Source organism: Micromonospora sp. KC207, from assembly GCF_004348615.1.
Classification (GTDB): domain Bacteria; phylum Actinomycetota; class Actinomycetes; order Mycobacteriales; family Micromonosporaceae; genus Micromonospora.
Map to the genome: position 1 here is coordinate 1 of NZ_SMKJ01000001.1, position 13,498 is coordinate 13,498.

Annotated in this window: 14 protein-coding genes; 4 read left to right on the plus strand and 10 right to left on the minus strand. The window is 72.0% G+C overall.

What is annotated here, in order from left to right:
- Positions 1-8: 8 nt before the first annotated feature.
- The 6 genes from E1258_RS00005 to E1258_RS00030 all read right to left on the minus strand — a co-directional run bounded on the left by E1258_RS00005 (position 9) and on the right by E1258_RS00030 (position 5,541).
- A complete protein-coding gene (locus E1258_RS00005; protein WP_132395563.1) occupies positions 9-977 on the minus strand; it encodes an NAD(P)/FAD-dependent oxidoreductase in 969 nt (322 codons plus the stop codon).
- A gap of 169 nt (positions 978-1,146) precedes the next feature.
- Complete coding sequence (locus tag E1258_RS00010; protein ID WP_132395565.1) at positions 1,147-1,803, minus strand: rhomboid family intramembrane serine protease; 657 nt, start codon at positions 1,801-1,803, stop codon at positions 1,147-1,149.
- Positions 1,804-1,925: 122 nt separating this feature from the next.
- Positions 1,926-2,624, minus strand: coding sequence for a lytic transglycosylase domain-containing protein (locus E1258_RS00015; RefSeq protein ID WP_132395567.1), 699 nt, complete (start codon positions 2,622-2,624; stop codon positions 1,926-1,928).
- 285 nt (positions 2,625-2,909) lie between these two features.
- Entirely contained in the window at positions 2,910-4,319 is a 1,410-nt protein-coding gene (locus tag E1258_RS00020) for a PhoH family protein (protein ID WP_132395569.1), read from the minus strand.
- A 461-nt stretch (positions 4,320-4,780) separates the two neighbouring features.
- Positions 4,781-5,200 carry a hypothetical protein gene (locus E1258_RS00025; protein ID WP_132395571.1) on the minus strand — a complete coding sequence of 140 codons (420 nt, stop codon included), beginning with the start codon at positions 5,198-5,200 and terminating at the stop codon, positions 4,781-4,783.
- Complete coding sequence (locus E1258_RS00030) at positions 5,197-5,541, minus strand: hypothetical protein (RefSeq protein ID WP_132395573.1); 345 nt, start codon at positions 5,539-5,541, stop codon at positions 5,197-5,199. Before E1258_RS00030 ends, E1258_RS00025 begins: the two co-directional genes overlap by 4 nt.
- A gap of 264 nt (positions 5,542-5,805) precedes the next feature.
- Here E1258_RS00030 and E1258_RS00035 point away from each other — a divergent pair, with 264 nt between their 5' ends.
- The 3 genes from E1258_RS00035 (at position 5,806) to otsB (ending at position 7,656) form a co-directional block, all read left to right on the plus strand.
- Positions 5,806-6,246, plus strand: coding sequence for a helix-turn-helix transcriptional regulator (locus E1258_RS00035; protein WP_132395575.1), 441 nt, complete (start codon positions 5,806-5,808; stop codon positions 6,244-6,246).
- Between the two features lie 161 nt (positions 6,247-6,407).
- Positions 6,408-6,761, plus strand: coding sequence for a hypothetical protein (locus tag E1258_RS00040; protein WP_007074632.1), 354 nt, complete (start codon positions 6,408-6,410; stop codon positions 6,759-6,761).
- A 70-nt stretch (positions 6,762-6,831) separates the two neighbouring features.
- Complete coding sequence (gene otsB / locus E1258_RS00045; protein WP_132395577.1) at positions 6,832-7,656, plus strand: trehalose-phosphatase; 825 nt, start codon at positions 6,832-6,834, stop codon at positions 7,654-7,656.
- Positions 7,657-7,671: 15 nt separating this feature from the next.
- Here the strand turns inward: otsB and E1258_RS00050 are convergent, their stop codons facing one another.
- The 4 genes from E1258_RS00050 to E1258_RS00065 are packed head-to-tail and all read right to left on the minus strand — an operon-like array spanning position 7,672 to position 12,387.
- The gene (locus E1258_RS00050; protein WP_132395579.1) at positions 7,672-8,442 is read right to left on the minus strand and encodes an isoprenyl transferase; all 771 of its coding nucleotides are present in this window, start codon (positions 8,440-8,442) and stop codon (positions 7,672-7,674) included.
- A gap of 31 nt (positions 8,443-8,473) precedes the next feature.
- On the minus strand, positions 8,474-9,616 hold the full coding sequence (locus E1258_RS00055) for a geranylgeranyl reductase family protein (RefSeq protein WP_132395581.1): 1,143 nt from the start codon (positions 9,614-9,616) through the stop codon (positions 8,474-8,476).
- Between the two features lie 25 nt (positions 9,617-9,641).
- On the minus strand, positions 9,642-10,505 hold the full coding sequence (locus E1258_RS00060; protein ID WP_132395583.1) for a hypothetical protein: 864 nt from the start codon (positions 10,503-10,505) through the stop codon (positions 9,642-9,644).
- Positions 10,506-10,542: 37 nt separating this feature from the next.
- On the minus strand, positions 10,543-12,387 hold the full coding sequence (locus tag E1258_RS00065) for a phosphoenolpyruvate carboxykinase (GTP) (RefSeq protein WP_132395585.1): 1,845 nt from the start codon (positions 12,385-12,387) through the stop codon (positions 10,543-10,545).
- Between the two features lie 567 nt (positions 12,388-12,954).
- On the opposite strand from E1258_RS00065, the gene E1258_RS00070 reads away from it, so the two are divergent.
- A complete protein-coding gene (locus E1258_RS00070; RefSeq protein WP_132395684.1) occupies positions 12,955-13,491 on the plus strand; it encodes a GtrA family protein in 537 nt (178 codons plus the stop codon).
- The last annotated feature ends 7 nt before the right edge of the window (positions 13,492-13,498 follow it).

A 13,498-nucleotide genomic window follows, 5' to 3' on the forward strand; every position in this document is an offset into this window, starting at 1 on the left:
GGGGTGGGTCAGGGGGTGTCGGAGGAGTGGCCCGGGAAGAGGTGGGCCGACGGGTCGATCGCGACGGCGGCGTTGTTGACCGCCGTGGCGGCCTCCCCGAAGCCCGTGGCGATCAGCCGGACCTTGCCCGGGTACTCGGTGATGTCCCCGGCGGCGAAGACCCGGGGCAGGTTCGTCGCCATCGCGCTGTCCACAACGATGTGCCGGCGGTCCAGCCGCAGCCCCCACTCGGCGATCGGGCCGAGGTCGGCGGTGAAGCCGAGGGCCGCCACCACCGTGTCCACGGGCAGCGTCTCGGGCGGTGCCCCCTTGACGGTGATCTCCGCGCCGGTCACCGCGCTGTCGCCGTACAGGCGGGTGACCTCGGCGTTGACGACGATCCGGACGGTCGACCGCTGCACCCGGGCGACGGTGGCGGCGTGCGCGCGGAACCGTTCCCGCCGGTGCACCATGGTCACCGAGCGGGCCAGCGGTTGCAGCGCCAGCGCCCAGTCGAAGGCGGAGTCGCCGCCGCCGACGATCAGCACGTCCCGGTCGGCCAGCGCGGTCGGCTCCGGCACGAAGTAGATGATCCCCGTGCCGGTGAAGCTGTCGGCCACCGGCAGCGGGCGCGGGGTGAAGCTGCCCAGGCCACCGGTGATGATCACGGCACCGCAGGCGAGCTGCTCGCCACCGGCGAGGCCGAGCACCGGCTTCCCATCGACGTGCGACAGCTTCTCGGCCCGGGTACCGAGTAGGTACCGCGGGTGGAACGGCGCGGCCTGGGCGACCAGGTTGGCCACCAGATCGCGCCCCTTGACCGCCGGGAACCCGGCCACGTCGAGGATCAGCTTCTCCGGGTACATCGCGGTGATCTGGCCACCGGCCTCGGGCAGCGCGTCGACCACCGCGACGGAGAGCCCCCGGAACCCGGCATAGTACGCGGCGAAGAGCCCGGTCGGACCCGCCCCGACCACTGCGACATCGACCTCGGGCATGGCGTACCGTCGCTTTCCGCTCACAGATCAACGCGTGCTGATGCCGACCGTAGGCGCGCGCCGGGGCGGGATCAAGCACCGTCCCACGTCGGGCGTGGGCCGGGCGCGGCTCGGCGACGGGTGAGAGGGGCGCCCTTCTCTACCGCAGGCGTTAACAGGGGGCTCCTCCTCACACCTGCAACGAGGGGAAGTCCATGTCGTACGGATCGTCCTCGGACCGGCGTCGCCGGAAGAGGATCGCGGCGACCACTCCCCCGACCAGCCCGAACAGGTGCCCCTGCCAGGAGACCCGCTCGTCGGTGGGGAGGACGCCGAGTAGTTGCCAACCGTAGAGCAGGCCGACCAGCAGCACGACCCCGAAGTTCCACCAGCTCCGCTCGACCACGCCTCGGGTGAGCAGGACACCGAGGTAGCCGAAGATGACGCCGCTGGCCCCGACCACGACCGAGTTCGGTGAGCCGGTGAACCAGACGCCCAGCCCGCTGACCAGCACGATGACCAGGGTGGACCACAGGAACCGCCGGAAGCCGGCGGCGAGCACGAATGTGCCGAGCAGGATCAGCGGCACGCTGTTGCTGTAGAGGTGGTTGAAGTCGGCGTGCAGGAACGGCGAGAAGAGCACTCCGTCCAGCCCGTCGATGTGGCGGGGGACGATGCCGCCGGCCAGGTCGAAGTCGATGCCGAGACCGACGTCGAGAGCCTCGACCAGGAAGAGCACCGGCACGACGGCGCACATGGCGACGAAGGCGCGGCCGATCGAGGCGTAGAAGGCCTCGGTGCCGAAACGTCGCGGGTCGCCGCCCGCGCGGCCGTCGTGCAGGGTCATGCCCAAACAGCTATCAGCATTCCCGCCCGACCGCCACTCGGGAGACGGAGTCAGTACGGAAACGGTGACGGCGGGGCGGGCGCCGGAAACGCGCCCGCCCCGCCGTCACCGTGCTCAGGGGGTCAGTACCAGCCCTCGCTCTGCGACTGGCTCCACGCGGCGCACGGCGTGTTGTACCGGCCCTCGATGTAGCCGAGGCCCCACTTGATCTGGGTGGCCGGGTTGGTCTCCCAGTCGTCGCCGACCGAGGCCATCTTGCTGCCCGGCACCGCCTGCGGGATACCGTGCGCCCCGGAGGAGGAGTTGTGGGCCCTGGGGTTCCAGCCGCTCTCCTTCGTCCAGAGCTTGTCCAGGCACGGGAACTGGTCGATGCCGAAGCCGGAGTCGATCATCAGCGCGCAGCCGATCTTCCGGTTGCCGCCGTACTCGTTGCAGGACGCGGGGATCGGGCCGTCGTACGGCTTGCTCGCCTTGGCCGCCGCCTTCTCCGCGGCCTTCTTCGCCGCCGCCTCGCGCTCCCGCTTGCGGGACGCCGCCTCGGCCTCGCGGGCCCGCTCGGCGGCCTCCTTCGCAGCCTCGGTGGCGCGCTGCTCGGCCTCGTATTCGGCGGCCCGCTGCTTGGCGGAGCTGATCCGGTGCTGGGCCTGCCGCTCGCGCTGGTAGTCGAACTCGGCCTGGTCCACCTGGAGGCCGACCTGCGCGATCAGGCCCTGTTGCTGGGTTTCCCGGTCTTCGCCCAGATAGAAGCCGCCGGCAACGCCCACGGAGAGCAGTGCGACGGCGGCGGTACGGGCGCCGAACCGGCTCCACAGCCGACTCACGAAGTGATCCCTTCGTCGGGGGCAAGGACACGGCGCGACCCTGACCCGAGGAGGAACCCGGTTCGCGCCGTGAGCGCCCCGACCCTGCCGGTCGCAGCCGACGCACTCGCCGCCACCGATCCCCGCCGTCGGGTGACGAACGACGAAAGACGATCTTTGCGGTGCGTGGACGCTCGAGGGACACCATTGCGCACAGTGAGGCCGATGGGAAACCACCGGCCCCATTTGTGAGCTGGGCCACAGGCAGAATCATCCTAAAGGTGGACTAGAAAGGCATGATCTCGGTCAGAGCGGGATCTCCTCCAACAGATCCGTCACCATCGCTGCGATCGGCGACCGCTCCGACCTGGTCAGCGTGACGTGCGCGAACAGGGGGTGCCCCTTCAGGGTCTCGATCACCGCGGTCACGCCGTCGTGCCGGCCCACCCGCAGGTTGTCCCGTTGGGCGACGTCGTGGGTGAGCACCACCCGCGACCCCTGGCCGATCCGGGAGAGCACGGTGAGCAGCACGCCCCGCTCCAGCGACTGGGCCTCGTCGACGATGACGAAGGCGTCGTGCAGGCTGCGGCCCCGGATGTGGGTGAGCGGCAGGACCTCCAGGATCCCCCGGGCCATGACCTCTTCCAGCACGTTCTCGTGCACCACCGCGCCGAGGGTGTCGAAGACGGCCTGCGCCCAGGGCGACATCTTCTCCGTCTCGGAGCCGGGGAGGTAGCCCAGCTCCTGGCCGCCGACGGCGTACAGGGGGCGGAAGACGACCACCTTCTTGTGCCGGCGGCGCTCCATCACCGCCTCCAGCCCCGCGCACAGCGCCAGCGCCGACTTGCCGGTGCCGGCCCGGCCACCAAGCGAGATGATGCCGATCGACTCGTCCAGCAGCAGGTCGAGGGCGACCCGCTGCTCGGCCGAGCGGCCGTGCACACCGAACGCCTCCCGGTCGCCCCGGACCAGCCGGACCGTCTTGTCGGGCAGCACCCGGCCGAGCGCGGAGCCACGCCCGGAGTGCAGCACCAGGCCGGTGTGGCAGGGCAGCCCGGCAGCCCCCTCCAGGTCGAGGGTCTCGCCCGCGTAGAGCGCGGCGATCTCGTCGTCGGCCAGCGCCAACTCGGCCATGCCCATCCAGGTGGGGTCGCTGGCCTGGCCGTGCCGGTACTCGTCGGCGCGCAGCCCGACCGAAGCCGCCTTCACCCGCAGCGGCATGTCCTTGCTCACCAGGGTCACGTCCCGCCCCTCGGCGGCCAGGTTGAGCGCCACCGAGAGGATCCGGGCGTCGTTGGACTCGTTGCGGAATCCGGGCGGCAGCACGCCGTCGTCGGTGTGGTTCAGCTCCACCCGCAGGGTGCCGCCGGCATCGTTCGCGGGCACCGGCCGGTCCAGCCGGCCGTGGCGCACACGCAGCTCGTCCAGCATGCGTAGGGACTGTCGGGCGAACCAGCCCAGCTCCGGATGGTGCCGCTTGCCCTCCAACTCGGAGATGACCACGAGGGGCAGGACCACCTCGTGCTCGGCGAACCGGTGGAACGCCGCCGGGTCCGAGAGCAGGACCGACGTGTCCAGGACGAATGCCTGGCCGGCTGGTCGGGGCTCCTCGGACTCGACCGGGGCCGCCGCGCGGCGGCTCCGGGTGGCGCGGCGGGTCGTGGCAGTCGCGGCCGGGGTCCGGTCGGCACCGGCGGGGGTACGGCGAGTCGTCACAGGCCTGCTCCGACGGATGGGCACCCGGCCACCCGCGTTCCGCCTCGTCCGGTGCCCGGGGACACGGGGTCGGATGCGGGCCCCATGCGCGAGGTCGCAGATCCGGGCTGGCCGGCTGGCCCGGGAGAACCCCGTGCCATGACTAGACGCTAGCCGCGCCGCGGCGTCCCGGCTAGAGGCTGATCCGTGGATCTGGGGAAGACAGGCAGTGTACGGGCGGCGGACCGGCCGGGATGCATGCCCCCTGCGCGCATCCCGGCCGGCGGGGCCACCTCACCGGTCTGATGTGGCCCCGACGGTGCGCGTCCGCCGCGGACGGCGCACCGGGTTCGTGCCGCTCCGGCCCGCAGGCGAGGCCGACCGGCCGGGAACCGGGCCCACCCACCGGCCCTGGACCGCGCCCGCCGACCAACCGGGGACCGGACCCGCCGACCAACCGGGGACCTGGTACGGCGGCCGGGTCAGCTCTGCCATCGGACCAGGGCGGCGGGGTGCCGACCGTTGACCGTGGCCGTGGCGCCGACCGTGGCCGTGGCGCCGACCGCGACAGCGCCGGCCGGGCCCGCCAGGGAGGACCCCGCAGGCGGGGATGGCACGGCGCGTGGGGCGGAGGCGGCGAAGGCGGAGCCGGTGTACGTGGTGCCCTGCCGCGCGGCCGGGCCACGTGCAACGGCCGGCGGTGGGCCGGCGAGGGCCGAGGCGATGGCGGCCTGCGCCTCCCGGCGGCGGCGGTTCCAGGCGCCCCGGTCGCCGTCGAAGTAGCCCTGCCGGTACCCGAACCGGTACCCGATGCGGTAGCTGAGCTGGCCGTGCAGCCGTCCGGCGGCGTAACTGGCCGAGCCGAGGACGAGGACGAGGACGACCGCGACGAAGGGGCTCACCGCTCCTCCGGTTCGGTGCCGTTGGGGTCGGCGACCAGCAGCCGCTCCAGGTCGTCGGTGCTGATTTCCTCGACCAGTTCGACGCTGATCCGGCAGCCGTCCAGCACGATCTCGGCGAGGGAGCAGCGTCGGATCTCGCCGCCGGCGTCGTAGACCCGGACGCTGAGCTCCGGGCAGTTGAGGTGGGTACGCCAGGCGTCCCACTCCGCCCGGTCCCCCACGTTGAGCGACAAGTAACGGCAGCCCCGGGCGAGATAGAGGCGCCACGGCGCGCTCAACCCGGCGGCCACCCCCTGCGCGACCAGGCCGAACGCCTGCTCGCGGGTGGCGAGTTCGGTCACCGCGCCCCCCTCGCGACAGGGAAGGGACGCCTGCGAGCACCAGTCGTCTCGTGCACGTGACACACGGTAAACTGTCCCATGAGCGTGACAGTATCAGCTTTTCGTCCGATTACCCGACCACTCACCCACTCCTATCTTCGCCCAGGTTAGGACTACTTGAATGGCCTTCGGCCGGGCATTCGGCGGCGATTAGGTGTGTCACATTCACGTGACATGAGCGCGCCCGGCACCACCGGCGGGGCCGACTGGCCGTACCGTCACGGGGTGACCGAGAGCGCTCACGCCCGGAAAATCGCCTTCGCCGCCTTCATCCGCCGGGCCCTCGACGACGCGCGGGCCATGCGTGCCTGGAGCGGCACCGAGGTCTCCCGGCGCACCGGGGTTTCCCGGCAGACCATCAACCGTTGGGTCCGCGGCGACTGGGCCAGCGACCCCGAGGCCGAGCGGGTGGTCGCCTTCTGCGAGGGGCTCGGCCTCAATCCGACGGCCGCCTTCACGGCGTTGGGCTGGGACCGGGCCGCCACTTTCCGGGCGGCCGCCGCCCCGCCCCCGATGGACCCGGACGTCGAGGCGCTGCTGCGCCGGCTGGTCGACCCGAACGTCTCCGACGCGGAGAAGTTCCACATCCGAGAAACCATTCGTTATCTCGCGTATCGCCCAAGCCTCCCGATAGATGTCCGAAAAAGGGGTAAACGGGCTGGCTAGTTCCTCAGATGGCGAAAGAACGGAAGCACGTACCCAATCGTTTCGCTCCGGGGCCGGAACGGGCACGCTAGCGTCCTGTTCGTACTGCTTGGGCTCGTCGTCGGCGGGGGGACGGGACAAGGCCGAACCCAGCCCTGCGGGACAGAAGGAGGGGTCTGTCCATGACCCTGAAGTGGTTGGCAGTCGTGGTCGCGGTGGCGGCACTGACCTCGGCCGTGACCGGCAACGTGGTGATCGGCGTGGTCGGCGGCGGGGAACTACCCCTGGTCGCCAACCTCCTCGCCCTCACCATCGCCGGCACCGCGGTCGTCCTGGCCGTCGTCGCCGAGCTGCACGAACGGCTCAACGAGCGGATCAGCGCGCTCACCGAGTTCCTGGTGGCCCGGCTCACCGAGATCGAGACGCGCACCGGGGACCGGAACACCGGCTTCGTGGAGGGGTACCTGCTCAGCCACGGCCAGGACGCCGAGATCGTTCCGTTCGGACGCCGGGGCCGGGGAGCCGCCGAACGCTGACCCCGATCCTGGCGGTAGAGCCACGTCTCGGCCACGAATGAGTGGCCCGAGCCGGGGTACGCTGTCGCGCGTGCCGCCGTTGAATCTGGGCAACCAACCGCCGACGACCCCGCTGGACGCCGAACAGGCCTGGCGGGCGACCGCCGGCCGGGCGTCCGACACCGTTTTCTTCTTCGACTTCGACGGCACACTGGCGCCCGTCGACGACGACCCGACGGCGGTGCAGCTCGCGCCGAAGGTCCTGGCCGCGATCGAGGCCCTCGCGCCGCTGGTGCGCCGGGTCGCGATCGTCTCCGCCCGCCCGGTGGAGTTCCTCCGCGACCACCTCGGCGGGTTGGCCGGCGTCGACCTCTACGGCCTCTACGGGCTGGAGCACAGCCACTCCGGCGGCGAGACCGTCACCGAGCCGGCGGCGCTGCCCTGGGTGCCGACCATGCGGGAGCTGGCCGACCTCGCCCGCGCCGAGCTGCCGGCCGGCGCGCTGGTGGAGTTCAAGCGGCTCTCCGTGGCGCTGCACTGGCGCACCGCCCCCCAGCTCGGCGCGATCGTGCAGGAGTGGGGCCAGGCCCAGGCCGTGCGGCTCGGGCTGCGCGTGCAGGCCGGCCGGATGGTGCTGGAGATCAAGCCCCCGGTCGACCGGGACAAGGGCATGGTGATCGGCGAGGTGGTCCGGGACGCCGGCGGCGCGTGGTACTTCGGCGACGACGTCTCCGACATCAAGGCCTTCGCGGCGCTGCGCGCCCGCGCCGCGGCGGACCCGGAGTTCCTCGGGGTCTGCGTGGCCGTGGCCAACCCGGAGACCGGCCACGAGGTCGCCGAGGCCGCCGACATGACGATCGACTCCCCCGCCGCCCTCGGCGATTTCCTCACCGAGGCGGTCCCCCGCCTCAGCTGAGCCGGGGCCCGGGAGTCAGGTGCCGAAACGTCGCTGCCGGTTGGCGTACGAGCGCAGCGCGCGGAGGAAGTCGACCCGGCGGAAGTCGGGCCAGTTCAGCTCGCAGAAGTAGAACTCCGAGTGGGCCGACTGCCAGAGCATGAAACCCGACAGGCGCTGCTCGCCGCTGGTCCGGATGATCAGATCCGGGTCCGGCAGGCCCCGGGTGTAGAGGTGCTCGGAGATGTCGTCGACGTCCAGCGTCTCGGCCAGCTCCTCGATGGTGCCGCCGGCCCCCGCGTGCTCGTGCAGCAGCGAGCGGACCGCGTCGGCGATCTCGCGCCGGCCGCCGTACCCGACGGCGATGTTGACCTGGGCGCCGCCGGCACGTTCCCGGGTGCGTTCCTCGGCCGCCTTGAGCGCCGCCGCGTGGTGCGCCGGGAGCACGTCGAGCGCCCCGACCATCCGCAGCCGCCAGGGGTTGCCCTCCTCGGCCAGCTCGGTCGACAGGTCCTCGATGATCTGTAGCAGCGGGTCGAGCTCCTCCGCCGGGCGGGAGAGGTTGTCCGTGGAGAGCAGCCACAACGTCACGTGCCCGACGCCGGCGGCGTCGCACCAGCGCAGCAGTTCCTTGATCCGCTCCGCGCCCATGCGATGCCCGTCGTTGGGGTCGACGAAGCCCATCTCCCGCGCCCAGCGCCGGTTCCCGTCGCACATGACGCCCACGTGCCGGGGCACCGGCTTGCCCGCGAGCGTGGCCGTCAGCCGCCGCTCGTACACGGAGTAGAGGAGTTTCCGCAGAGTCATCACCTTGCAGAGTAGCGACCCCCCGCGCGTTTCAGTCCCGCGGTGGCCGATGCCGCGCCGAGAGACCGACGCCGATCATCGCGAGGGTGCGGGCGTCCAGCCGACCGTCACCGAGGCCCAGCTCGACGACGGTGCCGAAGACCCGGTCGTCGCGCCGGGCCGCCCGGACGGCGGCGTCGACGACCCGCCTGCGGCGCGCCAGCCAGGCCGCGACCGAACTGTGCCGCAGGTGTACGCCGAGGCGGCGGCGCAGCGCGTCGGCGTACCGCCGGGCGGCGTGGGCGGGGTCGCCGGCCGCCGCCGCGCCGGCCAGCGCGCCGGAGAGCAGTGCGTAGAAGATCCCCTCCCCGGTGAACGGGTTGATCAACGACAGCGCGTCCCCGGCGAGCACCAGCCGGCCCCGTCCGGGTGGCAGGCGGTGGGTGGACAGCGGCAGGTGGTGGGCGCGCAGCGCGGTCACCAGCGCCGGGTCTGTGCCGGGCAGCAGCGCGGCCAGCCGGTCCAGCAGGTGCGCTCGGGTCAGCGGCTCACCCTGCAACACCTCCCCGTACCCGACGTTGGCCCGCCCGTCGCCGATCGGGAACGACCAGGCGTACGCCGGCCAGCGCGACGCCGAGGTGACGATGAGCTGCTCGGGCGGAACGGGCCGGGCCGGCGCGTACCCCCGGATGGCCAGGGCGAGGTGACGGTTCGGGTTCACCGGATGGCCGAGCGCCCGCCGGACCACCGATCCCGCGCCGTCCGCGCCGACCACCGCCCGCGCGGCGACCTCGCCGTCGAGCACGACCCGCCCGTCGCGCGCCTCGACCCGCCGCACGGTGTGCCGGCGCAGCTCCGCGCCCGCCGCTACCGCCGCCGCCACCAGCCGGGCGTCGAACACCTCCCGGGGCACCGTGTACGCGGGCCGGGGCAGCGCCCGTGCCACCGTGTCACCGCCGGGGCCGACCAGTCGGATCCGGGGCAGCGGGGCGTACCCGTCGACGGCCCCGGCGACGCCCAGCCCGGCGAGGACGTCCAGCGCGTGCGCGGCGACGCCGTCCCCGCACGCCTTGTCCCGGGGGAAGTCGGCCCGGTCCAGCAGCAGCACCCGGGCCCCGGCCCGGCGGGCGGCCAGCGCAGCGGCCGACCCGGCCGGACCCGCCCCGACCACCGCCACGTCGTACTCGTCTCCCATGGCACCTCCCGTGTCCCGCACGCGTTCAGCTCGGCGTCGTCGGGGCCTGCGTCCGGCCGGCACGCCACAACCCGTACAACGCCAGGACGGCGGCGGCGAGCAACGGGGCGCCGTCGCGGACCAGGCCGTCGACGCCGAGCAGCCACCAGCACAGCGGCAGGTCCACGGCGAGCACGCCGAGGGTGGTCGCCACCAGCAGGCGGCGGGCCCAGCGCCGGCCACGCACGAGGAAGGCGGTACAGAACAGCACGACGTAGCTGGTCGCGACCCCGGCGGCGAACCAGAACAGCAGCGCGGGCACGGCGGCCGGCCGGCCGTCGAGCACGGCACCGGTGGCCACCAGCGCCGGGACGAGCATCAACGGGCTGTACGTGAACGCGGCGGCCCGGCTGGTCAGCAGCCAGCCGGCGACCGGTGGCCGCTTCGGGGCGACCTCCCGCCAGGCGATCGTCCCGCGCTCGACGACCAGGCCCTTGCGGTGCCTGACCAGGTGGCCGGCGACCGCGTCGGAACGGTACAGCAGCCAGACCACGGCCACGCAGAGCGCGGCGAGCAGGGCGAAACCGAGCAGCCCCGGCAACGGCGGCACGCCCTGCCTCGGCACGACCAGCCGGCCGACGGCGAAGACGGTGGTGACGGCGAGGATCAGCCCGAACGGCCGGGCCACGGTGCGGCCCCGGTCGACGTGCCCGATCAGCAGCAGGAAGCCCAGCGAGCGGAGCATCGCCCAGCCGGTGCGTACCGCCAGCCCGAAGCCCTGCTCCGGGGCGTACCACCAGTTGAGCAGCTCGACCACGACGGTGGCCGCCGCCGTGACGGCCAGCAGGGTGGTCAGGGCCCGGACGGCGGACGGCCGCCGGACCTCGGTGGTCGCGGCGGCCGGCCTCATGGGATCCGATGGTGCCCGGTACGGGCAACCGATACACCTACCGGCGCGGCTGTTCCTGGTCGAGCCGCGCGCGCAGCGCGTCGAGCTCGGCCCAGAGGACGCCGGGCAGCTTGTCGCCGAACTTCTCGAACCACTCGGTGACCAGCGGCAGCTCCGCGCGCCACTCGTCCGGGTCGACCTTCAGCGCGATCCGGACGTCCTCCGGGGTCATGTCGAGGCCGTCGACGTCCAGCGCGTCCTGCGCCGGGACCATGCCGATCGGGGTCTCGACGGCGTCGGCTCGACCCTCGATCCGCTCGATGATCCACTTGAGCACCCGGGCGTTCTCGCCGAAGCCCGGCCAGAGGAAGTCGCCCTCGGCGTCCTTGCGGAACCAGTTGACGTAGTAGATCTTGGGCAGCTTGGCCTCGTCGCCGTTGGCGCCCTTGCCCATCTCGATCCAGTGCCGGAAGTAGTCACCGGCGTGGTAGCCGATGAACGGCAGCATCGCCATCGGGTCGCGGCGCACCACGCCGACCGCGCCGGACGCGGCGGCCGTGGTCTCCGAAGACAGCGTCGCGCCCAGGTAGACGCCGTGCACCCAGTCCCGGGCCTCGGTGACCAGCGGAATGGTGTCCCGGCGCCGGCCGCCGAACAGGATCGCGTCGATCGGCACCCCGTTGGGGTCGTAGTAGTCGTCGGCCAGGATCGGGCACTGCGTGATCGGGGTGCAGAACCGGCTGTTCGCGTGCGAGGAGAGACTGTCGCTCTGCGGCGTCCAGTCGTTCCCCTTCCAGTCGCGCAGGTGCGCCGGCGGCTCGCCCATGCCCTCCCACCAGATGTCGCCGTCGTCGGTGAGGGCGACGTTGGTGAAGATGGAGTTGCCGCGCTCCAGCGTCCGCATCGCGTTCGCGTTGGTCTTCCAGTCAGTGCCCGGGGCGACTCCGAACAGGCCGTACTCGGGGTTGACCGCGTAGAGCCGGCCGTCCGGGCCGAAGCGCATCCAGGCGATGTCGTCGCCGATCGTCTCGACCTTCCAGCCCGGGATGGTCGGCTCCAGCATGGCCAGGTTGGTCTTGCCGCAGGCGGACGGGAACGCCCCGGCGACGTGGTAGACCCTCCCCTCCGGGGAGGTGATCTTGAGGATCAGCATGTGCTCGGCGAGCCAGCCCTCGTCCCGGCCCATCACGCTGGCGATGCGCAGCGAGTAGCACTTCTTGCCGAGCAGCGAGTTGCCGCCGTAGCCGGAGCCGAAGGACCAGATCTCCCGGGTCTCCGGGAAGTGCGAGATGTACTTCGTCTCGTTGCACGGCCAGGCGACGTCGGACTGCCCGGGGGCCAGCGGGACGCCGATGGAGTGCAGCGCGTGCACGAAGTCCGCGTCGTCGTCCATCGCCGCCAGGACCATCGCGCCCATCCGGGTCATGATGCGCATCGAGACCACCACGTACGGGCTGTCGGTGATCTCGACGCCGAACATGGGGTTCTCGGCCTCGACGGGGCCCATGCAGAACGGGATGACGTACATGGTGCGACCGCGCATGCAGCCGCGGTAGAGCTGCGTCATCGTCCGCTTCATCTCGGCCGGCGCCATCCAGTTGTTGGTGGGGCCGGCGTCCGCCGCGTCGCTGGAGCAGATGAACGTGCGCTCCTCGACCCGGGCGACGTCGGAGGGGTCGGTGCGGGAGTAGAACGAGTTGGGTCGCTTCTCCGGATTCAGCCGGATCAGGGTGCCGTTGTCCACGAGCTCGTCGGTGAGGCGGCGCCACTCCTCGTCGGACCCGTCGACCCAGACGACCCGGTCGGGAGTGGTCAGTTCCGCTACCTCTCGGACCCAGGCAAGCAGTTTGGGGTGGGATGTCGGGGCCTGATCGATACCCCGAACGGTGGCCGGAGCAACCATGACACATCTCCTTGTGGTCGACGCTGACCGGTTTGTGGGATGCACGAGTTGTGACGGCGCGAGGCGTCGTCTTCGTGGAAACCTGGGAGTGGCCTCAGCGTAAACCGGGCGACGTCGCGAGTCAGTGGGACTGGTTGTGAAGAACTGCACAAGGTGTGGTCACGCTGCGGCATCGCGATCTCATACCCGCTTTCCCGAGCACTTTCACGCAAATTCTTCCGTGGCCCTCCGTCGAACTCTTCTGCGGCCTCCGCCGAGGTCCAAGCCGCGCGGGAACGTACGGGCCAGGTGCGACGGGTGGTGCGGAAGGGCGAACGGGTGACACCGGCGAAGCGTGGGGGAACGCGCGAAGCTGTGCACGAATGCGCATTCCCGAAAGGATCCACGAACTGCCGTACGGCCGGTTAGGCTCCACCCACCAGCACCCGGCGACGGCACGAGGGCCGCAGCGGGCGACGGGCACAGCGCTCAACCGGCGGCGCTCGGCCCGGCGCGCCCGCGCGCGGCCGGTCGTTGCTTCCCGCCGCCGCAGCGCGCAACCGGTACGCTCAGCGGGTGGCCGTGACGATGACCGGGGACCAGCCAGGACCCCCGCCGACCCGCCCCGGCGTGGTCCGTGCCCTGATCGACCGCTTCGGTCACCTGGTCCGCGAGTTGAGCAAGTTCGCCACCGTGGGCAGCGTCGCGTTCCTGGTCGACTTCGCCCTGTTCAATTATCTGGCCAACGCGCGCGGCGTCGAGCAGGTCACCGCGAAGACGATCTCCACGGTGATCGCCGCGACCGTGGCCTTCCTCGGCAACCGGTTCTGGACGTGGCGGCACCGCCAGCGCTCCAACCCCGCGCGCGAGTACGCGCTCTTCTTCTTCTTCAACGGCGTGGGCCTGGGCATCGCGGTGGGCTGCCTCGCCATCAGCCGGTACGGCCTGGGCGCCATCTGGCCCGAGATCTTCCAGACCGCCCTCGCCGACAACATCGCCAGCTTCATCGTGGGCACCGGCCTCGGCACGCTGTTCCGGTTCTGGTCGTACCGACGGTTCGTCTTCGTCGAAGCGGGAACCCGGACGGTCACGGAGGCGGCTCCCGACCGGGAACCTTCGGCGTGACCCGCCG

Coding starts and splice junctions, on each gene's coding strand:
- E1258_RS00005 (WP_132395563.1), bottom strand. CDS start 977: ATGCCCGAGGTCGATGTCGCAGTGGTCGGGGCGGGTCCGACCGGGCTC.
- E1258_RS00010 (WP_132395565.1), bottom strand. CDS start 1,803: ATGACCCTGCACGACGGCCGCGCGGGCGGCGACCCGCGACGTTTCGGC.
- E1258_RS00040 (WP_007074632.1), top strand. CDS start 6,408: ATGACCCTGAAGTGGTTGGCAGTCGTGGTCGCGGTGGCGGCACTGACC.
- E1258_RS00050 (WP_132395579.1), bottom strand. CDS start 8,442: ATGACTCTGCGGAAACTCCTCTACTCCGTGTACGAGCGGCGGCTGACG.
- E1258_RS00055 (WP_132395581.1), bottom strand. CDS start 9,616: ATGGGAGACGAGTACGACGTGGCGGTGGTCGGGGCGGGTCCGGCCGGG.
- E1258_RS00060 (WP_132395583.1), bottom strand. CDS start 10,505: ATGAGGCCGGCCGCCGCGACCACCGAGGTCCGGCGGCCGTCCGCCGTC.
- E1258_RS00065 (WP_132395585.1), bottom strand. CDS start 12,387: ATGGTTGCTCCGGCCACCGTTCGGGGTATCGATCAGGCCCCGACATCC.
- E1258_RS00070 (WP_132395684.1), top strand. CDS start 12,955: ATGACCGGGGACCAGCCAGGACCCCCGCCGACCCGCCCCGGCGTGGTC.